The sequence below is a fragment of the Kutzneria sp. 744 genome, from assembly GCF_000568255.1.
Taxonomy (GTDB): domain Bacteria; phylum Actinomycetota; class Actinomycetes; order Mycobacteriales; family Pseudonocardiaceae; genus Kutzneria.
The window spans coordinates 5210213-5231388 of the sequence record NZ_KK037166.1; the positions used below are offsets into that span (position 1 = coordinate 5210213).

Annotated in this window: 21 protein-coding genes and 1 pseudogene; 10 read left to right on the top strand and 12 right to left on the bottom strand. The window is 70.7% G+C overall.

What is annotated here, in order from left to right:
- Positions 1–32 precede the first annotated feature (32 nt).
- Positions 33–638, bottom strand: coding sequence for a TetR/AcrR family transcriptional regulator (locus KUTG_RS23310; RefSeq protein WP_043719532.1), 606 nt, complete (start codon positions 636–638; stop codon positions 33–35).
- Positions 639–728: 90 nt separating this feature from the next.
- Between KUTG_RS23310 and KUTG_RS23315 the strand changes: the two genes are divergently transcribed.
- The gene (locus tag KUTG_RS23315) at positions 729–1859 is read left to right on the top strand and encodes an acyl-CoA dehydrogenase family protein (RefSeq protein ID WP_043719535.1); all 1131 of its coding nucleotides are present in this window, start codon (positions 729–731) and stop codon (positions 1857–1859) included.
- Positions 1860–1902: 43 nt separating this feature from the next.
- Here the strand turns inward: KUTG_RS23315 and KUTG_RS23320 are convergent, their stop codons facing one another.
- Entirely contained in the window at positions 1903–3117 is a 1215-nt protein-coding gene (locus KUTG_RS23320; RefSeq protein WP_043719537.1) for an amidohydrolase, read from the bottom strand.
- A gap of 39 nt (positions 3118–3156) precedes the next feature.
- On the bottom strand, positions 3157–4065 hold the full coding sequence (locus KUTG_RS23325) for an aldose 1-epimerase family protein (protein ID WP_043719539.1): 909 nt from the start codon (positions 4063–4065) through the stop codon (positions 3157–3159).
- Between the two features lie 111 nt (positions 4066–4176).
- Here KUTG_RS23325 and KUTG_RS23330 point away from each other — a divergent pair, with 111 nt between their 5' ends.
- Positions 4177–5073 (top strand): arginase family protein, encoded by an 897-nt coding sequence (locus KUTG_RS23330; RefSeq protein ID WP_232240908.1) that lies wholly within the window; start codon positions 4177–4179, stop codon positions 5071–5073.
- A gap of 256 nt (positions 5074–5329) precedes the next feature.
- Here the strand turns inward: KUTG_RS23330 and KUTG_RS23335 are convergent.
- The 8 genes and pseudogenes from KUTG_RS23335 to KUTG_RS23370 all read right to left on the bottom strand — a co-directional run bounded on the left by KUTG_RS23335 (position 5330) and on the right by KUTG_RS23370 (position 11873).
- Positions 5330–6619: pseudogene (locus KUTG_RS23335) on the bottom strand (MFS transporter).
- Between the two features lie 52 nt (positions 6620–6671).
- Complete coding sequence (gene pdxH, locus KUTG_RS23340; protein WP_043730378.1) at positions 6672–7337, bottom strand: pyridoxamine 5'-phosphate oxidase; 666 nt, start codon at positions 7335–7337, stop codon at positions 6672–6674.
- 115 nt (positions 7338–7452) lie between these two features.
- On the bottom strand, positions 7453–8265 hold the full coding sequence (locus KUTG_RS23345; protein ID WP_052395297.1) for an urease accessory protein UreD: 813 nt from the start codon (positions 8263–8265) through the stop codon (positions 7453–7455).
- Positions 8265–8945: an urease accessory protein UreG gene (ureG, locus tag KUTG_RS23350; RefSeq protein WP_043719541.1), complete on the bottom strand. Its 681-nt coding sequence runs from the start codon at positions 8943–8945 to the stop codon at positions 8265–8267. Before ureG ends, KUTG_RS23345 begins: the two co-directional genes overlap by 1 nt.
- Entirely contained in the window at positions 8935–9558 is a 624-nt protein-coding gene (locus tag KUTG_RS23355) for an urease accessory protein UreF (RefSeq protein WP_043719542.1), read from the bottom strand. Before KUTG_RS23355 ends, ureG begins: the two co-directional genes overlap by 11 nt.
- Complete coding sequence (locus tag KUTG_RS23360; protein WP_043719545.1) at positions 9558–11261, bottom strand: urease subunit alpha; 1704 nt, start codon at positions 11259–11261, stop codon at positions 9558–9560. The genes KUTG_RS23355 and KUTG_RS23360 overlap by 1 nt, the downstream gene beginning before the upstream one ends.
- A complete protein-coding gene (locus KUTG_RS23365) occupies positions 11258–11563 on the bottom strand; it encodes an urease subunit beta (RefSeq protein WP_043719548.1) in 306 nt (101 codons plus the stop codon). Before KUTG_RS23365 ends, KUTG_RS23360 begins: the two co-directional genes overlap by 4 nt.
- A gap of 7 nt (positions 11564–11570) precedes the next feature.
- Positions 11571–11873, bottom strand: a complete 303-nt coding sequence (locus tag KUTG_RS23370; protein WP_043719551.1) for an urease subunit gamma — start codon at positions 11871–11873, stop codon at positions 11571–11573.
- Between the two features lie 97 nt (positions 11874–11970).
- On the opposite strand from KUTG_RS23370, the gene KUTG_RS23375 reads away from it, so the two are divergent.
- The 6 genes from KUTG_RS23375 to KUTG_RS55420 all read left to right on the top strand — a co-directional run bounded on the left by KUTG_RS23375 (position 11971) and on the right by KUTG_RS55420 (position 16859).
- Positions 11971–13077, top strand: coding sequence for a citrate synthase 2 (locus KUTG_RS23375; protein ID WP_052395300.1), 1107 nt, complete (start codon positions 11971–11973; stop codon positions 13075–13077).
- A gap of 29 nt (positions 13078–13106) precedes the next feature.
- The gene (locus KUTG_RS56570) at positions 13107–13592 is read left to right on the top strand and encodes a Uma2 family endonuclease (protein WP_198047285.1); all 486 of its coding nucleotides are present in this window, start codon (positions 13107–13109) and stop codon (positions 13590–13592) included.
- Between the two features lie 164 nt (positions 13593–13756).
- Entirely contained in the window at positions 13757–14296 is a 540-nt protein-coding gene (locus KUTG_RS53780) for a hypothetical protein (protein ID WP_052395302.1), read from the top strand.
- Positions 14297–14420: 124 nt separating this feature from the next.
- Positions 14421–15560: a phosphoserine transaminase gene (gene serC, locus KUTG_RS23395; protein WP_043719556.1), complete on the top strand. Its 1140-nt coding sequence runs from the start codon at positions 14421–14423 to the stop codon at positions 15558–15560.
- Positions 15561–15743: 183 nt separating this feature from the next.
- Positions 15744–16535, top strand: coding sequence for a septation protein SepH (gene sepH, locus KUTG_RS55415; RefSeq protein WP_084579714.1), 792 nt, complete (start codon positions 15744–15746; stop codon positions 16533–16535).
- Between the two features lie 126 nt (positions 16536–16661).
- On the top strand, positions 16662–16859 hold the full coding sequence (locus tag KUTG_RS55420) for a hypothetical protein (RefSeq protein ID WP_063753555.1): 198 nt from the start codon (positions 16662–16664) through the stop codon (positions 16857–16859).
- A 13-nt stretch (positions 16860–16872) separates the two neighbouring features.
- On the opposite strand, the gene KUTG_RS23405 is transcribed toward KUTG_RS55420, so the two are convergent.
- Positions 16873–17100 (bottom strand): hypothetical protein, encoded by a 228-nt coding sequence (locus KUTG_RS23405; protein ID WP_043719558.1) that lies wholly within the window; start codon positions 17098–17100, stop codon positions 16873–16875.
- A gap of 361 nt (positions 17101–17461) precedes the next feature.
- On the opposite strand from KUTG_RS23405, the gene KUTG_RS23410 reads away from it, so the two are divergent.
- Both KUTG_RS23410 and KUTG_RS23415 read left to right on the top strand, forming a co-directional pair.
- On the top strand, positions 17462–19252 hold the full coding sequence (locus tag KUTG_RS23410) for an ABC transporter ATP-binding protein (protein WP_043719560.1): 1791 nt from the start codon (positions 17462–17464) through the stop codon (positions 19250–19252).
- Positions 19252–21099 (top strand): ABC transporter ATP-binding protein, encoded by a 1848-nt coding sequence (locus KUTG_RS23415; protein WP_043719562.1) that lies wholly within the window; start codon positions 19252–19254, stop codon positions 21097–21099. The genes KUTG_RS23410 and KUTG_RS23415 overlap by 1 nt, the downstream gene beginning before the upstream one ends.
- Positions 21100–21176 lie beyond the last annotated feature (77 nt).

Consider the following 21176-nt stretch of genomic DNA (forward strand, 5'->3'; position numbering starts at 1 on the left):
ACGCGGGTAAGGCGTCCTTCCCTGCATCAGGGTCACCCAGCCGGTGAGAGGCCGCCGAGCAGGAATTCCGCCAGGGCCTCGAAGGCCTCGGCGTCCGACAGGCCGGTGCGCTTGGCGATGACGCCGAGGTGGATGTTCTCGATGGTCAGGCCGACCATCTCCGAGACCAGGGCGGCGTGCACGTCACGGAAGGCGCCCTGTTTGACGCCCTCGGCGATGAGGGTCCGGATCCGCGTGGCGGCGGCGCGGGCGTTGAGCTCGTAGACGGCCCGGGCCGGCGGGAAGGCGGCGATGTCGGCGATGAACTCGCGGCTGGCCGGGCGCAGTTCGGCGGCGGCGGCGGAGAGGTAGTCGCCGATGCGGGCCCGCACGTCCGCGACCTCGGCGATGCGGGCCTCGATCCGTTCGGTGGCCTTCTTGAAGAAGTGGCCGACCACCTGCACCGACAGCTGTTCCTTGCTGGGGGCCAGCGCGTACAGGGTGGACTTGGAGCACCGCATCCGGGCGGCCAGGTCGTCCAGGGTGAAGGCGCCGAAGCCCTCGGCCAGGAACAGCTGCTCCAGGCGGTTGAGCAGGTCGGCCTGGCGAGCGGTCAGCGTGCGCCGGCGCGGCATCGCGGTGACTTCGGACCGGGTCATGTGTGGAGAGTGCCACAATCACCGAAGTAGTACTCCAGTACGTCCCAGAGTACTGTTCTCAGTATCGAACCCACGATCTGGGAGCGTGCCATGCCCGCCGAGCGCCTGCTGCCGACCACGGAGGCCGAGGACCTGATCTCGCTGGTCAGGGACATCTGCCGGGAAGAACTGGCGCCGCACGCGGCCGCCGAGGAAGAGGCGGGCCGGTTCCCGCGCGAGACGGTTCGGCTGCTCGGCAAGACCGGGCTGCTCGGCCTGCCGTACCCGGAGGAGCTGGGCGGCGGCGGGCAGCCGTACGAGGTGTACCTCCAGGTCCTGGAGGAGATCGCCGCCAACTGGCTCACAGTGGCCGAGGCGATCTCCGTGCACGTGATGTCCTGCTACCCGCTGGCCACCTTCGGCACCGACGAGCAGCGCGAGCGGTGGCTGCCGGACATGATCGGCGGCCAGCTGCTCGGCGCGTACGCGCTGTCGGAGCCGCAGGCCGGCTCGGACCCGGCCGGCATGACCACCAAGGCCGTCCGCCAGGGCGACGAGTACGTGCTCAACGGCACCAAGGCGTGGATCACCCATGCCGGCGTGGCCGACTTCTACACGGTGATGGCCCGCACCGGCGAAGTGTCCTGCTTCCTCGTGGACGGTCACAGCGAAGGACTTTCCGCCGCCGAACGCGAGCGGACCATGGGCCTGACCGGGTCCCCGGTGGCGCAGCTGCGGTTCGACGACGTGCGGGTGCCGGCCGAGCGCCGGGTCGGCCAGGAGGGCAACGGCCTGAAGTTCGCACTGTCCGCTTTGGACTCCGGGCGGCTCGGGATCGCCGCCTGCGCGGTCGGTCTGGCCCAGGGGGCGCTGGACGAGGCCGTGCGCTACGCCCGTGAGCGCAAGCAGTTCGGCCGCCCTGTCATCGAGTTCCAGGGCATGGAGTTCCTGTTGGCGGACATGGCCGCCGCGGTGGAGTCGGCCCGGGCCACCTACCTGGAGGCGGCGCGGCGGCGGGACCGCGGGCTGTCGTTCAGCCGGCAGGCCTCGATCGCCAAGCTGGTGGCCACCGACGCCGCCATGAAGGTCACCACCGACGCCGTACAGGTGCTCGGCGGGGCCGGCTACACCCGTGACTTCCCGGTCGAGCGCTACATGCGCGAGGCCAAGGTGTTGCAGATCTTCGAGGGCACCAACCAGATCCAGCGCATGGTGATCGGCCGGCACCTGGCCCGGGGTTGAGGACGGAGCGGGTTCGCCCGGTCGAGGCGAACCCGCTTACCTGTCAACGATCCTGGTAATAGGGGTTCTCGGTGACGCCCTCGCCGCTCGCCTCGTCGAAGCGGTAGACCTTGCGGCCCTGGATGAACACCTGCAGGGCCCGGCTCATCACGTCCAGCGGGTCGCCGGACCAGATCACCACGTCGCCGTCCAGGCCGGGCTTGAGCGAGCCGACCCGGTCGTCGAGGCCGAGGATGCGGGCCGGGTTGCTGGTGATCGCCCGCAGCGCGGTGTCGCTGTCCAGGCCCTCCTTCACGGCCAGGGTGGCCTGGTGCACCAGGAAGTGGATGGGCACCACCGGGTGGTCGGTCATGATCGCCAGCTCCACGCCGGCCCGGGCCAGGATGCCGGGGTTGCGCAGCGAACGGTTGCGCAGCTCCACTTTGGACCGGCTGGTGAACAGCGGGCCGATGATCACCGGAATGTTCTTCTCCGCCACCAGGTCCGCGATCAGGTGGGCCTCGGTGCCGTGGTTGATGACCAGCTTGTAGCCGAACTCCTCGGACAGCCGGATGGCGGTGGCCACGTCGTCGGCCCGGTGCGTGTGCTGGCACCACGGCAGCTCGCGGTCGAGCACCTTGACCAGGATCTCGTTGTTGGCGTCCCGGTCGAAGGGCTTGCCCTCGGCCGCCGCCGCGTCCCGCTTGGCCTTGTAGTCCTGGGCCTTGGTCAGCGCCTCGCGGATCACCGCGGCCACGCCGAGCCGGGTGCTCGGGGTGACCTTCTTGTCGCCGTAGACCCGCTTGGGGTTCTCGCCCAGCGCGCTCTTCACGCTGACCGGCTCGCGCAGCACCATCTCGTCCACGGTGGCGCCCCAGCACTTCACGGCCACCGTCTGGCCGCCGATCGGGTTGCCCGAGCCGGGCTTGATCACCGCGGTGGTGACGCCGCCGGACAGCGCGTCGGCGAAGGCCAGGTCGCCCGGGTTGATGCCGTCCAGCGCGCGGAACCGGGCCCCGATCGGGTCGGTCATCTCGTTGGTGTCCTCGCCGGCCCAGCCCTCGGACTCCTCGGACACGCCGAGGTGCCCGTGGGCCTCGACGAAGCCGGGCAGCACCCACGAGCCGGCCGCGTCGACCACCTCGACCTCGTCGGGCACGTCGACGTCGGCGTCCGGGCCGACGGCGGCGATCCGCCCGTCCATGATCAGGACTGTCCCGCCGTCGATGGGGTCGCCGTCGACCGGCACCACGTATCCGCCTGTGATCGCCACGTTCATGGTTCGCAATGCTAACGGTCTCAGGCGGGTTGGCCAGGGTTACTTGGGAAGCAGGCCCCAACGAGCCGACCAGGCCTCACCGGGCGCGATCGTGATGAGGTCCACGCCCGAGTTCAGGGCGTCCGGCGGGCAGGTCATCGGCTCGATGGCGACAGCCCGGCCCCGGCCGAGGAAGTCGTTGGGCGTGTACACCTGCACCCAGCGGAAGTCCGGGTCCGCCCACAGTTCCACGCCGCCGCCGTCCGGGCCGATCAGCCGGTGCCGGATCAGGCCGTCCGCGCCCGGCTCGCAGCCGCCGAACGCGTCGTCCAGGTTGACGCCCCGCAGCGACGTCGGCTTGCTCAGATCCAGGATCGAGCCGGCCAGCGGCACCGGCGGGCCGTCCGGGGTCATGGTCTCGGCGCTCAGCGGCAGGCTTGTGGTCGCGGCCAGCTGCAGCGTGCAGTCGTCGGTCGCGGCGCGGCCCGCCCGTGGGTACGGGTGCATGCCGACGCCGAAGGGCACCGGCCGGTCACCCACGTTGGTGACGCCGTGCGTGACGGTCAGGCCGTGCGCGTCGAGGGCGTAGCTGATCGTCACCCGCAGCGGCACCGGCCAGCCCTGCTGCGCCTGCACGTCGATGCCGAGCGAGATCAGCGAGCCGGTGTGGTTGATCACCTGCCACGGCAGCTTGCGCACGAAGCCGTGGATGGCGTTGCCGCGCTCCGGCTCGGTCAGCTCCAGCTGCTGGACACCGCCCTCGAAGGGCCAGCTGCCGCCCCGCACCCGGTTGGGCCAGGGCACGAGGACCGCCCCCGAGCCCATCGGCGGATGCGTGTCGTCGGGGTAGCTCTCGACGTGGTCGACACCGTTGACCGTGTAGGTCCGCAGGCTCGCGCCTATCTCGGTGACGACCGCGCGGGCATGGCCGTAGGTGATCTCGAACTGCTCGCCTGTGGGACCGCTCACCCGTGCGAGCTTAGAGGTCCGACGCGGGAAGTCGTAACGATCGGCTCACCGATCGGGGCCGAACTCAACACGGTTCGGCTTCACCCGACCGGCGTATCTAGGGTTGTGCGCGTGGCGATCAGCATCGTGGACGCACCGACGAACCTGGGCCTGCGCCCACCTGCGCCCGGAGTGGTGCCTGGCTGCGCCAAGGCGCCCGCGGCGCTGCGGGAGGCCGGCCTGCTCAACCGGCTCGCCGCCGCCGACGCCGGCGGGCTCGTCGCCCCCCGCTACGACCTGGGTGGATGGCAGCCCGGGGACGGTGTTTTCCACGCTTCTGAGATAGCCACGTACTCCCGTCGCATCGCCGACCGCGTCGCCGGCCTGATCGGCCACACCTTCCCGCTCGTGCTCGGCGGCGACTGCTCCGTGCTGCTGGGAACCGGCCTCGCACTCCGGGAGCGGGCCATGGCCGAGGGCCGCCGCTACGGGTTGGCCTTCATCGACGGGCACAGCGACTTCCGCCACCCCGGCAACTCCACCGACGCCGGCATCGGCGCCGCGGCCGGCGAGGACCTCGCGCTGGCCACCGGGCGCGGCCAGTCCGATGTGGCGTGTCGGCTGTTCGAGGACGCCGACGTGGTGGTGCTGGGCATCCGCGAGGACGACGAGGGCCGAGCCGAGCTGGCCTCATCCGGCATCGGGCACCGGACCGCCCTGGAGATCCGCAAGGCCGGGGCCGCCGAGTCGGCGGAGTGGGCCCGGCGGCGGCTGGACGAGCTGGACGGCTTCTGGGTGCACCTGGACGTGGACGTGCTGGACCCGGCCGTGATGCCGTGCGTCGACTCCCCCGACCCGGACGGCCTTGAGCACGCGGAACTGGCGGAGCTGCTGGCCGGGCTGACGGTGGCTCCGGGCTGCCTCGGCGTCGAGGTGACGGTCTTCGACCCCGACCTCGACCCGGACGGCACCTACGCCAAGTCCCTGGTCGACACCCTCGCCAGAGGCCTGGCTCCCCGCGTCTCCTGACCCCGCCTCCCCCTCCCCTTTTTCCAGACGTTTTTAGACGATTCGAACCGAGAGTGGGGTACTAAGATGCCGCCTTCTAGCAAGGAACGGAGTTGTCGGTAACCCCAGACAGCCAACACTGCCCCAAGGTGGTTTAAAGCCGTGTTGATTTCCCGGCGATCGGAGCAGCGTGCGCACTCATACACTGGGGGTCAATCACTTCCATGACGCCCGTCTGTGACAAGAACCATATAGTTAAAGCGGTCCACATGTGGCGTCAAGCCGGGTGGGTGGTGGCGGCGCGATAACGCCACATGGCCGGTAGGGCGATGGCGGCGATGATGATGGCCACGACGACGGCGATGCCGCCGCCGGAGACGGAACACGGACGTGCCGACGGCGGCACCGATGGTGCCGTGAAGGACGTCGGACAGGCGCGGACCGCCGGCGACGACACGGTGAAGACGCCCTGCATACGCCCCCGCATGTCGTCGGTGGCGGCGGATTGCAGGATCGCCCCGCGGAACACCATGCTCACCATGTCGGCGGCGCCGGCCAGGGCCAGGAACACCACGGCCACCCACAGCGACGACGACAAACCCAAACCGATGATCGCCACGCCCCAGACCGCCACGGCGACCCAGACGGCGACGCCGTGCCGGGTGATGCGGGACAGCCAGCCGGAAACGAGCCCGAACAGCAGCGCCCCGAGCGGGATGGCCGCGAACAGCCAGCCCAGAGCGGGCCCGCCGCCGGCTGGGTCGTGGAAGGTGCGCTCGGCCATCTCCGGGAACAGCGCCCGCGGCATGCCGAACACCATGGCCACGATGTCGGCCAGGAACGAGGCCAGCAACACGCTCTTCGTTGACAGGTAACGGAAACCGTCGATGACGGAGCGAAGCCCGGCGGTGCGGCGGACGCCGTCCAGCGGCGGCAGCGGCGGCAGTTTCCAGACCGCCCACAGCGTGGCGGTGAGGCCGATGGCGTCGATCAGGTACAGCGTGGACAGCCCCACCACGGGAATGAACGCGCCGGCCAGCATCGGGCCGAGGACCGCGCCGAAGGATTGCACGGTGGAGCCCAGGGCGTTGGCCGAGGGCAGCAACTCGACGGACACCAGCCGGGCGATGGAGGCGCTGCGGGCCGGCATGTTGACCGCGAAGAACGCCTGCTGCAAACCCAGAAGCACCAGCACGACGGTCACGGAGTTCATGCCGGAAAGCGCTTGCAGCCAGAGCAGAATCGACACCACGGCGATGCCGAGGTTGCTGATGATCAGCAGTTTGCGACGGTCCATCACATCGGCCACGGCGCCGCCCCACAGCCCGAACACCAGCAGCGGCACGAGCGCCACCGCGCCGGCCACGCCCACGTACGCGGACGAGCCGGTGATGTCGTAGACCTGCTTGGGCACGGCGACCGCGGTCAGCTGGCTGCCGATGGCGGTGATCACGGTGGACAGCCACAGCCGCCGGTAGGCCACCACCTTGAGCGGCCTCGTGTCGAGGACCAGTCGGGCCAGCACGCCCCGTTTGGGGCGCGTGGAAGTGGTGTCAGCAGCCGTCACGGGTCGTTAGTTTAGGATAACTAACGACCCGTCGGGGTGTGATCCGCGCGGCTTACGGGGCCAGGCGCTCCAGCTGCCAGGTGTCGCCGACCAGGTGGAAGCGCAGGCGGTCGTGCATGCGGTCCTGCCGGCCCTGCCAGAACTCGACCATCTCGGGCCGGATCCGCCAGCCGCCCCAGTGCGGGGGCACCGGTACTCGATCGGCGTCGGCGAACTGCCGGTTGATGTTGGCCAGCGCGCTGTCCAGCACGGTCCGGTCGCGCACCACGCGGGACTGCGGCGAGGCCCACGAGCCCAGCTGCGATCCGCGCGGACGGGTGCGCCAGTACTCGGCGGTCTCGGCCGGGTCCACCTTCTCCACCGTGCCGCGGACCGTGGCCTGCCGCTGCATCGCCAGCCACGGGAAGGTGGCCGAGGCGTAGCGGGTGGCCCGCAGGTCGTGGCTCTTGTTGGAGGTGTAGTTGGTGTAGAAGACCAGTCCACGCGCGTCCAGGCCCTTGGCCAACACGGTCCGTGACGACGGCCGGCCCTCGGGATCGGCGGTGGCCAGCACCATGGCGTTCGGCTCGGCCAGACCGGCCCGCGTCGCCTCGTCCAGCCACAGCCCCAGCTGCTCGTGCCAGGTGCCGGCTAGATCGTGCTCGGTCATCGAGCCCTGCTCGTAGGACACGCGCATCGCAGGGAGCGCGATGTTGGTCTCGGACTGGGTTTCCGGCATAGCGGCCTCCGCGCGGAAGAGCACTCGTGGTACCAACCGTGTTCGTCGGAAGGTACGGGTTTTGCCGGCAAACCGGAACCGCTCGCGAGGTGACGGTGAACACCCGGCGAAGTGATCACGAACGGGAATTGGCCACGCTGTGGTTCTGGACCGAAAAAGTGATCAATTCAGAAGCGCCGTCCACTGTGGAAAGTCCCGGGTGACCTGCGGTCGCTTCGGCCAGACGGCGCTGCGCGGTGACGGCGTCGGCCGCCAGCGCGGTGGCCAGCGATCCGCCCCGCGCAAGCGGAACCAGCGACCACCAGTCGCCGCTGACCGCCGACGCCGGATCGGCGCCCCAAACCAGCAGCTCAGTGGCCAGAACGCGGTGCCCGGCCAGGTAGGCGGCGCTGGCCGCGAGCGCCGGGTCGCCGATGTCGACGCGCTGCCGCAGCAGCGGCGTTTCACCCCGAACGACCTCGACGGTGCTGTCCAGGCTGCCGGGCCGTTCGCCGACCCGGCCGAGAACCAGCGTCTCACGGAGGCGCAATCGGGCCGTGTCGGCCAGTTGCGCGGTGAACACCGAGCTGTGTGACGCCCGCGACGTGACGATCGTCGGTTCGGGCAGGAATTCCACCGACGCTTCGTCATCGATGTCGAAACGGATCGACGCGTGGCTGCGCTCGCCCTTGTGCCCCGGCAATGCGAGCGTCGCCGCGATGCCACGGAGCTGGAGATGCGCGCCGGGACCGACGTGCGCCTCCAGCGAGAGGTCGTCGCCGCCCAGCGGCGCGGTGGCCGAGCTCACCAGGTGCACCACGGCGGTACCGGTTCCACGCCGCAGCCGACTTCGTTGCGGCAGCAACGTCATCGGCGCGGCCGACCGCAGTTCCGTCACGACGGTCCGGCCGTCGCGGCGCTCGACCGCCAGCCGGGCGCGGGCCCGCATCAGGCCAACTGCTTGCGCACCCAGTCGGCCACCTCGGGCGCGTCCGGGGTGCGGGTCAGCGACTGGGTGATCACCGGCAGCCGGTGGTTGCGCATCCGGTGCGCGTCGCTGGTCATCACGTCCAGGTCGGCCCCGACCAGCTCGGCCAGGTCGATCTTGTTGATCACCAGCAGGTCGGCCGTGGTGACGCCGGGGCCGCCCTTGCGCGGCACCTTGTCGCCGCCGGCCACGTCCACCACAAAAACCTGCCGGTCGACCAGGCCGCGGCTGAAGGTGGCGGTCAGGTTGTCGCCGCCGCTCTCGATGATCACGAGGTCCAGCCCGGGAAACCGCTCTTCCAGCACTTCCACGGCGTCCAGGTTGGCGCTGATGTCGTCGCGGATCGCGGTGTGCGGGCAGCAGCCGGTCTGCACCGCCTCGATCCGGGCCGGGTCGAGGACACCCGCTTTCCTCAGGAAGTCGGCGTCCTCGGTGGTGTAGATGTCGTTCGTCACGACGGCGAGCTCGATCTCCGCGCCGAGGGCCCGGCACAGGGCCGCGACCAGGGCCGTCTTGCCGCTGCCGACGGGGCCGCCGATGCCGATGCGGACCGCGCGGCCGTCGGCCGGGGCCGCCGAATGGTGGTCGTGCACGGTGAACGTGGGGTCGAACGACACCGGGTGCTCGTGGTCAGCTGACAAAGAGACGCACCTCCTGCTGGTGGATCCGGGCGTGGGAGTCGGCGAACAGGTCCAGTGCCGGCGCGCTGAGCATCGGCAGGCCCTTGAGCGCTTCGTCGACGATCTCGGTGATCCGCATGCGGGCCACGATCGCGTTGACCTGGAACGGATCGAGGCCGAGCAACCGCACCGCCGCGCTGGCCGGGCCGCTGACCGAGAGATAGGCGGCACACTCCGCCGCCTCCTGTCGTGTCCCGCCCGCGACCTGCACCAGCGCGCCGACGGCAATGGCATGGTGGGGCTGGGAAAGCTCGTTCAGCAGCGGCGACGGCCAGGCCACCCGGCCGGCCCGCAGCGTGCTCTTGCCCTGAGCCCGCGAGGCCGCCCGCTGGGCCGGCGAAGGGGTTCTGGCGTCGAGCTCCATGTCCAAAGTGGACCAGTCTCCGTCGACGGCCGCCGCCGCGAAGGCCGCCGACACCAGGCCGTTGGTCCGCAATCGGCCGCACAGGAACGATTCCAGGCTGTTCTCATCGGTGATCAGCCCGCGCGCGGCCGCCTCCTCGACGCCGCCGGAGTGCGCGTGCCCGCCGCCCGGGAACCGGGAGTCGGCCAGCACGAGCAGCACGGCCGACATCAGAACAGGAAATAACGTTGGGACATGGGCAGTTCCGTCACGGGGTGGGGCTCGACCAGCTCGCCGTCCACGTGCACGGCGAAGCTGTCCGGATCGACCGTCACGCGCGGCAGCGTGTCGTTGCGGATCATGTCCACCTTGCCCCTGCGGCGAGTGTCCGCGACCGGCAGCAAGAGCCTCGACAGCCCCAAACGCTCCGCCAGCCCATCGTCGATTGCCGCCTGCGACACGAAATGCACGCTGCTCGCGGCCGCGACCCGTGGCGCCGCACCGAACATCGGCCGGGCCAACACCGGCTGCGGCGTCGGGATGGAGGCGTTGGCGTCGCCCATCGCCGCCCACGCCGCGAACCCGCCCTTGAGCACCATGTGCGGCCGCACGCCGAAGAACTTCGGCTCCCACAGCACCAGATCGGCCAGCTTGCCAACCTCCACCGACCCGACCTCGTGGTCGATGCCGTGCGCGATGGCCGGGTTGATCGTGTACTTGGCGACGTAGCGCTGGGCCCGCTCGTTGTCGCCCAGGATCCCCCGCCGCTCCTTCATCACGTGCGCGGTCTGCCAGGTCCGGATGATCACCTCGCCGATGCGGCCCATGGCCTGCGAGTCAGAGCTGATCATCGAGATGGCCCCGATGTCGTGCAGCAGGTCCTCGGCCGCGATGGTGGTCGGCCGGATCCGGCTCTCCGCGAAGGCCAGGTCCTCCGGCACCGAGGGGTTCAGGTGGTGGCAGACCACCAGCATGTCCAGGTGCTCGTCGAGGGTGTTGACGGTGTGCGGACGGGTCGGATTGGTGGACGAGGGCAGCACGTTGGGCTCGCCAACCACCTTGATGATGTCCGGCGCGTGCCCGCCGCCGGCCCCTTCGGTGTGGTAGGCGTTGATCGACCGCCCGCCGATCGCGTCCACAGTGGACTCGACGAAACCGGCCTCGTTCAACGTGTCGGTGTGGATGGCCACCTGCACGCCGGAGGCGTCGGCCACCCGCAGCGCCGAGTCGATCACGGCCGGCGTGGTGCCCCAGTCCTCGTGCAGCTTGAAGCCGCCGGCCCCGCCCCGCAGCTGCTCCCAGAGCCCTTCCTCGCTGACTGTGTTTCCCTTGCCCAGCAACAGGACGTTGACCGGCTGATAGTCCATCGAGGCCAGCATCCGCGCCAGATTCCAGGATCCCGGCGTCACCGTCGTCGCCTTCGTGCCCTCGGCCGGCCCGGTGCCGCCGCCGATCAGCGTGGTCAGGCCGGCGGCCAGCGCCTGGTCCACCAGCTGCGGGCAGATGAAGTGCACGTGGCAGTCGATGCCACCGGCGGTGAGGATTTTCCCGTTGCCGGCCACGATCTCCGTGGACGGGCCGATCACCAGCGCCGGGTCCACGCCGTCCATGGTGTCCGGGTTGCCGGCCTTGCCGATGCCGACGATCCGCCCGTCGCGGATGCCGACGTCCGCCTTGATCACGCCCCAGTGGTCGAGGATCACCGCCCCCGTGATCACCACGTCCGGCGCGCCCTCGGCGCGGGTGGCCATGCCCTGGCCCATGGACTCGCGGATCACCTTGCCGCCGCCGAAAACCACCTCGTCACCGGAGCCCGCGCCGCGGCTGCGGTCCTCGGTCACCTCGATGACCAGGTTGGTGTCGGCCAGCCGGATCTTGTCGCCGGTCGTCGGCCCGAACAGCTCCGCGTACCGGTGGCGGTCGATGCTCGTCACAGTTCCCCCGACCATTCCTTGCGCAGCCCCGGAATCACCCGGCGGCCGGCGATCGGCACCAGCGTCACCTCGCGCTCGACGCCCGGCTCGAACCGCACGGACGTGCCGGCCGGGACGTCCAGACGCTTGCCCCAGGCCGCTTTCCGGTCGAACTCCAGCCCCGGGTTGGCCGCCGCGAAGTGGTAGTGCGAGCCGACCTGCACCGGCCGGTCCGCCGCGTTGACCACCGTGAGCACGGTCCGCTCGCGGCCCGGATTCAGCTCCACCGGCTCGTCGCCGGGAATGATCTCGCCTGGAATCATCGGCCCCTCACGCGATCGGGTCGTGCACGGTGACCAGCTTCGTGCCGTCCGGGAAGGTGGCCTCCACCTGTACCGAGTCCAGCATCTCCGGAATGCCCGGCTGCACCTGGTCGCGGCGCAGCACCTGCCGGCCGCTGGCCATCAGCGCCGACACCGACTCGCCGTCCCGCGCGCCCTCCAGCACGTGGTCGGTGATCAGCGCGACCGCCTCCGGGTAGTTGAGCAGCACACCCCGCTCCAGCCGGCGGCGTGCCACGTCCGCGGCGACGTGCACCAGCAGCTTGTCCCGTTCGTGCGGCGTGAGGTGCATGGCGAAAGATCTAACACGCGGTGACCGCCCGGTGGCGACCGCAACATGATGTTTACCTGCGATTGCCGATCAGCCGTTCGGGGTGCAGGGTTGCGCCATGGAGGACGGATTCCGGCCAGGGCTCGAAGGTGTCGTCGCTTTTCGTACCGAGATCGCCGAACCCGACCGCGACGGCGGGGCGCTGCGCTACCGCGGCGTGGACATCGAGGATCTCGCCGGACGGGTGACGTTCGGCAACGTGTGGGCGCTGCTCGTCGACGGCCGGTTCGGGCCTGGGCTGCCGCCCGCCGAGCCGTTCCCCATCCCCGTGCACACCGGCGACGTGCGGGTCGACGTGCAGGCCGCGCTGGCCATGCTCGCGCCGATCTGGGGCTACCAGCCGCTTCTGGACATCACCGACGAGCAGGCCCGCGATCAGCTGGCCCGCGCTTCGGTCATGGCCCTGTCCTACGTCGCCCAGTCCGCCCGCGGCATCGGCCGTCCCGCCGTCTCGCAGCGTCGGATCGACGAGTCCGCCACCGTCACCGAGCGGTTCATGACCCGGTGGCGCGGCGATCCCGATCCCGCCCACGTCAAGGCCATCGACGCCTACTTCGTGTCCGCCGCCGAGCACGGCATGAACGCCTCCACCTTCACCGCCCGCGTCATCGCCTCCACCGGCGCCGACGTCGCCGCCTCCATGTCCGGGGCCATCGGCGCCATGTCCGGGCCGCTCCATGGCGGCGCCCCCGCCCGCGTGCTGCCCATGATCGAGGAGGTCGAACGCGTCGGCGACGCCCGCGCCGTCGTCGCCGGCATCCTCGACCGCGGCGACCGGCTCATGGGCTTCGGGCACCGCGTCTACCGCGCCGAGGACCCTCGCGCCCGTGTGCTCCGCCGCACCTGCCGCGAACTCGGCGCCGCCCGCTACGAGGTCGCCAACGCCCTCGAACAGGCCGCCCTCGCCGAGCTCCGCTCCCGCCGCCCCGACCGGGCCATCGAGACCAACGTCGAGTTCTGGGCCGCCGTCATCCTCGACTTCGCCGAGGTCCCCCCGCACATGATGCCGGCCATGTTCACCTGCGCCCGCACCGCCGGCTGGTGCGCCCACATCCTCGAACAGAAGCGCACCGGCCGCCTCGTCCGCCCCTCCGCCCACTACATCGGCCCCGCCCCCCGCAAGCCCGAGGACGTCGAAGGCTGGACCACCATCGCCCACTCCTGACGACAGCACCGCGAGCCGATATTGCCCTCGTGTCGTATGACGAGGGGCTTTTGCGAGGGCAGCCGAGACCGCGGCCGATTCATCAGCGTGTAGTTCGTCGGTTGGCCGATGCGCTCGAACCTCAGCTGCCGCCACAGTGGCAGCTGGAGACCGACATCGACGTGATGCTGGCTGAGGACCCGCTGGACTACCTCAGCCCGGACGTCGTCGTGTTCGATGTCGCCGTGCCGCTGACCACGCGGCCGGTGCCTGGTTCGGCGATCCTGGTCGCGGTCGAGGTCGTGTCCCGGGGCTCGCACCGGGAGGACCGCGGCTCGAAGCCGCTGGCCTACGCCGAGGCCGGTATCCGCCACTACTGGCGGGTCGAAGGCCCGGCCAGCGGCGCTCTCGCACTCGCCGTCCACACCAACGAGCTCGACGGCGCTGGGGAGTACAAGCCGACCGGCGTGCACGACCACGTGCTGACGATCGACCTCCCCGGCCTGGTCCGTGTCGACCTCACCGCACTCGGCTGACCCCGCCCTGGTTTCTTCTGCCACATGTGGTCCGCATTCCGCCGCCAGCGTCGAATGTGGTCCACATGTGGCAGAAGAGGTGCGCCGTTCGAGTGAACGGGTAGGGGAGGGAACCACTCTCTGAGGTGGCGTTTGAGCGCGCTCTCACCCGCTAGCCTCCACAAATGCGGGACGGGAGGGCCGCCGCCAGGGCAGCGGAGGCGGCGGAGGCCGAGCGGCTGGCGGCGCTGATCCCGGAGGAACGGGCGCAGTACCTGGTGGAGGCCGCGGAGGGGTGGGCGGCGGCGGGCTGCCCGCAGCGGGCCGGGGAGCTGTTCGCGGCGGCGATCGAGGACGGCGGCCCGGTGGTGGGGGACGCGAGGTCCTACTACGCGGGGTTCCTGTTCGACACGGGCTGCCCGGAGCGGGCGCTGCACGCGCTGGCCCAGCTGACGAGCTCGGACGACCCGTTCGCCTACGTGTGCGCGGGCGAGGTGCTGGAAGAGGCGGGGGACCTGGACGGCGCGCTGCGCTGGTTCACGAACGGGCTGCGCCGGTTCTACCGGGACTTCGGACCGCCGGACGCGGTGGACGACGCGACGCTGATGCAGCTGCTGACCAACCGGCAGCGGGTGCGGCGGCTGCTGGAGCTGCCGCCGGACAGCTGGGACGACATCGCCAGCAGCGCGCAGGCGGTGCTGCTGGCCGATCTGACCGATCCGTGAGACGCAAAGTGTGGCGCGGAACACCCGGACGTCACGCGCCGGACACCGGTTTGCAACACTGGCCCTTCCCCGGCAACGGCGCCGGCATTCCTTGCACTTGCTGACACGTCCCGGAGGCGCCGGCATGACGCAGACCGCAGACCCCGCCACCCTTGTCCTGCCCACCGAGCTGCGCCCGTCCGACGGCCGCTTCGGTTGCGGCCCGTCCAAGGTACGCCCCGAGCAGCTGGCCAAGCTGGCCGAGTCGGGTGCGACGTACCTGGGCACCTCGCACCGCCAGAAGCCGGTGAAGTCCCTGGTCGGCCGGGTCCGCGCGGGCCTGCGGGAGCTGTTCTCGCTGCCCGAGGGCTACGAGGTGGTGCTGGGCAACGGCGGCACCACGGCCTTCTGGGACGCCGCGGCGTTCGGCCTGGTGCGCGAGCGCGCGCAGCACTTCACCTACGGCGAGTTCTCCTCGAAGTTCGCCACCGTGACCAAGGGCGCGCCGTTCCTGAAGGACCCGGTCGTGGTGAAGGCGGAGCCGGGCGACGCCCCGGAGATCGCCTTCGCCGCCGGCGAGGGCATCGACCTGGTCGGCTGGGCCCACAACGAGACCTCGACGGGTGTCGCGGTGCCGGTGATCCGGCCGGCCGGCTCCGAGGGCGCGCTGGTGGCCATCGACGCCACCTCGGGCGCGGGCGGCCTGCCGGTCAAGGCCGAGGACTTCGACGTCTACTACTTCGCCCCGCAGAAGTCGTTCGCCTCGGACGGCGGCCTGTGGCTGTCGCTGATGAGCCCGGCGGCGCTGGAGCGGGTCGCCGAGATCGGCGCCTCGGACCGCTGGGTGCCGGAGTTCCTGTCGCTGACCACGGCGCTGGACAACTCCACCAAGGACCAGACCTACAACACGCCGTCGGTGGCCACGCTGTTCCTGCTGGCCGAGCAGATCGAGTGGATGCTCGGCAACGGCGGACTGGAGTGGACGACGGCCCGCACGGCCGACTCGTCGTCGCGGCTGTACTCGTGGGCCGAGGCCACCGAGTACACGACGCCGTACGTGGCGAACCCGGCCAACCGCTCGCAGGTCGTCGGCACGATCAACTTCTCGGACGACGTGGACGCCGCCGTGGTGGCCAAGGTCCTGCGCGCCAACGGTGTCGTGGACGTGGAGCCGTACCGCAAGCTCGGCAAGAACCAGCTGCGGGTGGCCATGTTCCCGGCCATCGACCCGGACGACGTGACGGCCCTGACCAAGTGCGTGGAGTGGGTCGTCGGTCAACTGTGAACCGGCTCACAGATCAAGATCACCGTCCGTAGCGGTGAACCTTCCCGGCTCACCATGCGTCCTACCTAGTAAATCCGGCAGGATCATGGTCGGATGTCGATAGACTCGGCGCGCCTACGGCGTCAAGTAGGCGCGCCGAACTATCGTTGGTCAGTGGCGAGGTGACAGATCGGGGAGGCCGTGATGCGAGCGCTGCGAGTCGTCGGGCTCGACGACGACGGCACATCTGTCATCTGCGAAGACCCCGTTCGCGGCGAGCGCTACACCATTCCCTGCGACGAGCGGCTGCGCGCCGCCGCGCGGGGCGACATCGCCCGCCTCGGTCAGATCGCGGCGGAGACCGACGTCCAGATGCGTCCCCGCGAGATCCAGGCCCGCATCCGTGCCGGCGAGTCGGTCGACCAGGTCGCCGCGGCCGCCGGGCTGCCGACGCACCGTATCGAGCGGTACGCCTACCCCGTGCTGCTGGAGCGCTCCCGCACCGCCGAGCTGGCCCAGCGCGCCCACCCGATCCGCGAGGACGGGCCGGACGTGCAGACCCTCGGCGAGGTGATCGCGCACTCCTTCGGCCTGCGCGGCCAGGACTACTCGGCCGGGCACTGGGACTCGTGGCGCGGCGAGGACGGCAAGTGGATCATCCAGCTGCACTGGCAGGCCGGTAGGTCGGAGAACCGGGCGCACTGGACGTTCCACCCCGGCGCGCACGGCGGCACCGTCTCGCCGATCGACGACCACGCCATCGACCTGCTGGACCCGTCCCCGAACCGGCCGCTGCGCACCGTGCGGCCGGTGACGGAGCTGGCCCGGCAGGCGCTGGAGCTGGAGCACCAGGCCCAGGCCCACACCGCGGCGCAGGCCCAGCCCACCCCGGCGCCCGCGCCGGTGGTGCCGGAGCAGGCGCCGGAGCCCCCGGCCGCCCGCCCTCATCCGAGGAGTGGTCGTACTGGCCGTTTAGAACCCACAGGGCAAAGGTGATAGACATCTATTACAGCCGTTAAACAGTAATTACTGCGTAGGTTTTCACTTATTAAACAGCCGGCGCCCGCCCCGGAGACGGAGACCGCGCGCGTCGAGCCGACCCACACGGCGGCCCAGGCGCCCGTGATCAACGACCCGGACCCGGTGGAGGAGCCGCCCGCGGCGCAGGCGCCCGTGCCGCAGCAGCCGGCGGCGCAGTCCCAGCCCGACGCGCAGCCCGCCGCCCGCAAGGCGGAGGCGCCTCCGCGGCGGGGCAAGAAGAACCACCCGATCGTGCCGTCCTGGGAGGACGTGCTGCTCGGGGTTCGCTCGCAGCGTTAGGTCCCAAGCTGGGTCATAGCTGCTCGAAGGCGTGCCAGTCGATGCCTTCGCGCTCGCACCAGTCCTCCGCCTCCGGGCGGGTCAGCGGCTTGGCGTCGATCGGACGGTCGTCGCCGAGCCGCGTCCACCCGTCCGGCGCCAGCAGGTAGAGCTGGTGCTGCTTGCGGGCCAGCAGCCGTCCGTCGGGGAACGCCATCGTCGGCTCGGTGCGGAGGTAGCGCACCGACTCGGGTCGCGTCATGCCTGCATCATGCGCCGGATTCCCGCGCGCCGTCATCCCCCTCACGAGGACCTCCCCCGGGCCGTGTGACCAGCCACGACGGTCTTGACCTCCAGCGCGGTCGAGCTCGCATGCTGGCACAAGGGTCGGGGTGGCAAGTCAGAGATCGCTCGGCCCCGCCGGTGCTTCGCACGGTTGCTGGATTTCGACCGCCGCCAACCAACGCGACCGACCACTCTGCCGACGCGGCGGGCGAAATCCAGCAAGGGCGAGGCACCGGCTACCCGGGGGCCGAGCCCCGCGCGGAACGCGCGGAAATTGAGTCGTCGATGTCAGGGGTCCTACGTATGGTCGGGGTGGAACTCGAAGGGGGAATTGTCGAATGAGTGACGACGGAGCCCAGTCCGTCACCCACCGCTCATCCTTCGCCACGCTGAGCAGGCTGTGGCCCTATGTGCGTCCGGTGCGACTGGAACTGCTCGCCTCACTGGCGGCGGCGCTGGGCGCGATGCTGGCCGGACTGTCCATTCCGCTGGTCATCCAGCAGATCATCGACGGCCCGGTCGCGCGCGGCGAGCTGTCGGAGCTGCCCTGGCTGGTGGGTCTGGTGCTGGTCCTCGGCGTCGCCGAGGCGGTCCTGTTCTACGCGCGGCGGCGACTCAACGTGCGGCCGAGCACCACGGTGGAGATGCGGCTGCGGGAGGACATCTACCACCAACTGCAACGACTGCCGGTCGCGTTCCACGACAAGTGGCAGTCGGGGCAGCTGCTGTCCCGTGCCGTGAACGACCTGAGCACATTGCGACGGTTCATCGCGTTCGCGGCGATCTTCCTGGTGGTCAACGCGACCGTCCTGGTGGTGGGGGTCGGCGTGCTGCTCACGCTGTCGCCGCTGCTGGGCCTGGTCGTGATCGCCTGCGGCGCGCCGCTGGTGGTGCTGTCCTATCTGTTCGAGACCAAGTACAAGATCTACGCCCGCCGGGCCCAGGATCTCCAGGGCGACCTGGCCAGCACCGTGGAGGAATCGGTGCTGGGCATCCGCGTGCTCAAGGCCTTCGGCCGCGGCCGGAACATGACGAAGTCGTTCATGGCCCAGGCCCGGTCGCTGCGCGGGGCGGAGCTGAGCAAGGTCCGCGTGATGGCGGCGCTGTGGGCGGTGCTGGTGAGCCTGCCCGAGCTGGCCATCGCCGGCCAGCTGGCGATCGGCGGCATCGGCATCGCCAACGGCACCCTGACCGCGGGCACCCTGGTCGCCGCGATCACCGTCGCCACGTACCTGCGCTGGCCGTTCGACTCGATCGGCTGGCTGCTGGCCGAGACCAACATGGCGGCCTCGGCCTGCGACCGGTACTGGGAGGTCCGCGACGAGATCAACCCGCTCGTCGAGCCCGAACATCCCCGCGAGCTCCCGGAGCACGTCCACGGCTACCTGCGGTTCGAGGACGTGCACTTCGCCTACGACGGCGGCCAGCACGAGGTGCTCAAGGGCATCGACCTGGAGGTCCGTCCCGGTGAGACGGTGGCGCTGGTCGGCAGCACCGGCTCGGGCAAGACGGCACTGACCGCGCTGGTGGCCCGGCTGGCCGATGTCACCGGCGGCCGCGTGACGGTGGACGGCATCGACGTCCGCGACCTGCGGATGAACGATCTGCGCCAGATCGTGGCCACGGCGTTCGAGGAGCCGGTGCTGTTCTCGGCCAGCGTGCGGGAGAACGTGGCCCTGGGCACGCCGGACGCGACCGACGAGGACGTGCACGAGGCGCTGCGGGTGGCGCAGGCCGAGGAGTTCGTCGCAAAGCTGCCGTGGGGCATCGCGACCCGGGTCGGCGAGCAGGGCCTGTCCCTGTCCGGCGGCCAGCGTCAGCGGCTGGCCCTGGCCCGCGCGGTCGTCGGCCGGCCGGCGGTGCTGGTGCTGGACGACCCGCTGTCCGCATTGGACGTGCACACCGAGGGCGAGGTGGAGCGGGCGCTGCGGCGCGTGCTGCACGACGTGACGGCGCTGGTCGTCGCGCACCGGCCCAGCACGGTACAGCTGGCCGACCGGGTGGCGATGCTGGTGGACGGCCGGATCGCCGCCGTGGGAACGCATTCCGAGCTGATCGCCACCAACGCGGAGTACCGGCGACTGCTGTCCACATTGGACGAAGACGAGGACGAGGAGGTGGCGGTCTGATGAGCACGCCGACAACTGCGACTCCGGCCGACACCGACTGGCGCGGCGTCGCCGCGGAAGACATCGAGAACGTCGACAAGGTCGTCACGGCCCGGCTGCAGGCCCGGTCGCGACGGCTGCTGGTGTCGCTGCTGCGGCCGCACAAGTGGGCCGTGGCGCTGGCGTTGGTGTTCGTGCTGCTGGAGAACGGCGCGCAGCTGGCCGGCCCGCTGCTGGTCGCGGCGGCGATCGACAACGGCGTGACCGGCGTGGTCGCCGGCCGGCCGGCGACGCTGGTCTGGTGCGTGCTGGGCTATGCCCTGTGCGGCCTGGCCAGCGCCGGCGCCAAGTTCTCGTTCGTGCGGCTGTCCGGCCGGGTCGGCCAGGACCTGCTGCTCGACCTGCGGCGCCGGGTGTTCCGGCACGTGCAGCGGCTTTCCCTGTCCTTCCACGAGTCCTACACCTCGGGCAAGATCATCTCGCGGCTCTCGTCCGATGTGGAGTCCATCGACGACCTGCTCGACATGGGTCTCGACGGGCTGCTCAGCTCGATCTTCACCGTGGTCGGCATCGCCGTCACGCTGCTGGTCCTGGACCTGCGGCTGGCCCTGGTGGTGCTGCTGGGCTTCGTCCCGGTGTACCTGGTGACGCGCTGGTTCCGGCGCAGCTCGCACAAGGCGTACCGGGCCACGACCACGGCCGTGGCCAAGGTGATCGTGCAGTTCGTGGAGACCATGAACGGGATTCGCGCGGTCCAGGCCTACCGGCGGCACGACCGCAACGAGCAGATTCTGCACGAGGTCAACGTCGAGTACCGGGACGCCAACAACCAGGCGTTCAAGGTGATGTCCCGGTTCACCGCCACCGTGCGGCTGGTCGGCAACGTGACCGTGGCCGTGGTGCTGGCCTGGGGCGCGCTGCGGGTCGTCGACGGCACCCTGCAGCTGGGTGTGCTGGCGGCGTTCACGCTGTACCTGCGCCGGCTCTACGACCCGCTGGACGACCTGGCCATGTTCGCCAACTCCTACTCGGCCGCGGTGGCCGCGCTGGAGAAGATCTCCGGTGTGTTGGAGGAGGAGCCGTCGGTGGCCGAGCCGGCGGAGCCGACGGCGCTGCCCCATGAGGGACGGCGCGGCGAGCTGCGGTTCGAGGGCGTGGAGTTCCACTACGGCCCGGACACCCCGGTGGTGCTGCCGGAGTTCGATCTGCACGTGCCGGCCGGGCAGACCATCGCGGTGGTCGGCGCGACCGGCGCCGGCAAGTCGACGCTGGCCAAGCTGGTGGCCCGGTTCTACGACCCGTCGAAGGGCTCGGTGTCGCTGGACGGCGTGAACCTGCGCGAGGTGGCCGACGTCGACCTGCGGTCCGCGGTGACCATGGTGACGCAGGAGAACTTCCTGTTCGCCGGGTCGGTGGCCGACAACATCGCCATGGGCCGGCCGGACGCGACACGGGAGGACGTGGAGCGGGCGGCGGCCTCGGTCGGGGCGCACGAGTTCATCAGCGCCCTGCCCGAGGGCTACGACACCGACGTCCGCAAGCGGGGCGGCCGGCTGTCGGCGGGCCAGCGTCAGCTGGTGGCGTTCGCCCGCGCGCTGCTGGCCGACCCGTCGGTGCTGGTGCTCGACGAGGCGACGTCCAGCCTGGACGTGCCGACCGAGCGGGCGGTGCAGGCGGCGCTGGAGACGGTGCTGGCCGACCGCACGGCCCTGATCATCGCCCACCGCCTGTCGACGGTCCTGATCGCCGACCGGGTCCTGGTGGTCGACAACGGCCGCATAGTCGAGGACGGCTCCCCCGCCGACCTCATCGGTCAGGCCGGCCGCTTCGCCCGCCTCCACGAAGCCTGGATGGAATCCCTGGCCTGACAGAACGCGGGTCACGTTCTCGGGCTTGAGAGTCACGTTCTCGGGACACACCCACCCAACGCACCACGGTGGAAACG

Coding starts and splice junctions, on each gene's coding strand:
- KUTG_RS23310 (WP_043719532.1), bottom strand. CDS start 638: ATGACCCGGTCCGAAGTCACCGCGATGCCGCGCCGGCGCACGCTGACC.
- KUTG_RS23315 (WP_043719535.1), top strand. CDS start 729: ATGCCCGCCGAGCGCCTGCTGCCGACCACGGAGGCCGAGGACCTGATC.
- KUTG_RS23320 (WP_043719537.1), bottom strand. CDS start 3,117: ATGAACGTGGCGATCACAGGCGGATACGTGGTGCCGGTCGACGGCGAC.
- pdxH (WP_043730378.1), bottom strand. CDS start 7,337: ATGCCGGAAACCCAGTCCGAGACCAACATCGCGCTCCCTGCGATGCGC.
- KUTG_RS23345 (WP_052395297.1), bottom strand. CDS start 8,265: ATGCGGGCCCGCGCCCGGCTGGCGGTCGAGCGCCGCGACGGCCGGACC.
- KUTG_RS23355 (WP_043719542.1), bottom strand. CDS start 9,558: ATGTCGGCCGTGCTGCTCGTGCTGGCCGACTCCCGGTTCCCGGGCGGC.
- KUTG_RS23365 (WP_043719548.1), bottom strand. CDS start 11,563: ATGATTCCAGGCGAGATCATTCCCGGCGACGAGCCGGTGGAGCTGAAT.
- KUTG_RS23370 (WP_043719551.1), bottom strand. CDS start 11,873: ATGCACCTCACGCCGCACGAACGGGACAAGCTGCTGGTGCACGTCGCC.
- KUTG_RS23375 (WP_052395300.1), top strand. CDS start 11,971: ATGGAGGACGGATTCCGGCCAGGGCTCGAAGGTGTCGTCGCTTTTCGT.
- KUTG_RS53780 (WP_052395302.1), top strand. CDS start 13,757: ATGCGGGACGGGAGGGCCGCCGCCAGGGCAGCGGAGGCGGCGGAGGCC.
- serC (WP_043719556.1), top strand. CDS start 14,421: ATGACGCAGACCGCAGACCCCGCCACCCTTGTCCTGCCCACCGAGCTG.
- sepH (WP_084579714.1), top strand. CDS start 15,744: ATGCGAGCGCTGCGAGTCGTCGGGCTCGACGACGACGGCACATCTGTC.
- KUTG_RS23405 (WP_043719558.1), bottom strand. CDS start 17,100: ATGACGCGACCCGAGTCGGTGCGCTACCTCCGCACCGAGCCGACGATG.
- KUTG_RS23410 (WP_043719560.1), top strand. CDS start 17,462: ATGAGTGACGACGGAGCCCAGTCCGTCACCCACCGCTCATCCTTCGCC.
- KUTG_RS23415 (WP_043719562.1), top strand. CDS start 19,252: ATGAGCACGCCGACAACTGCGACTCCGGCCGACACCGACTGGCGCGGC.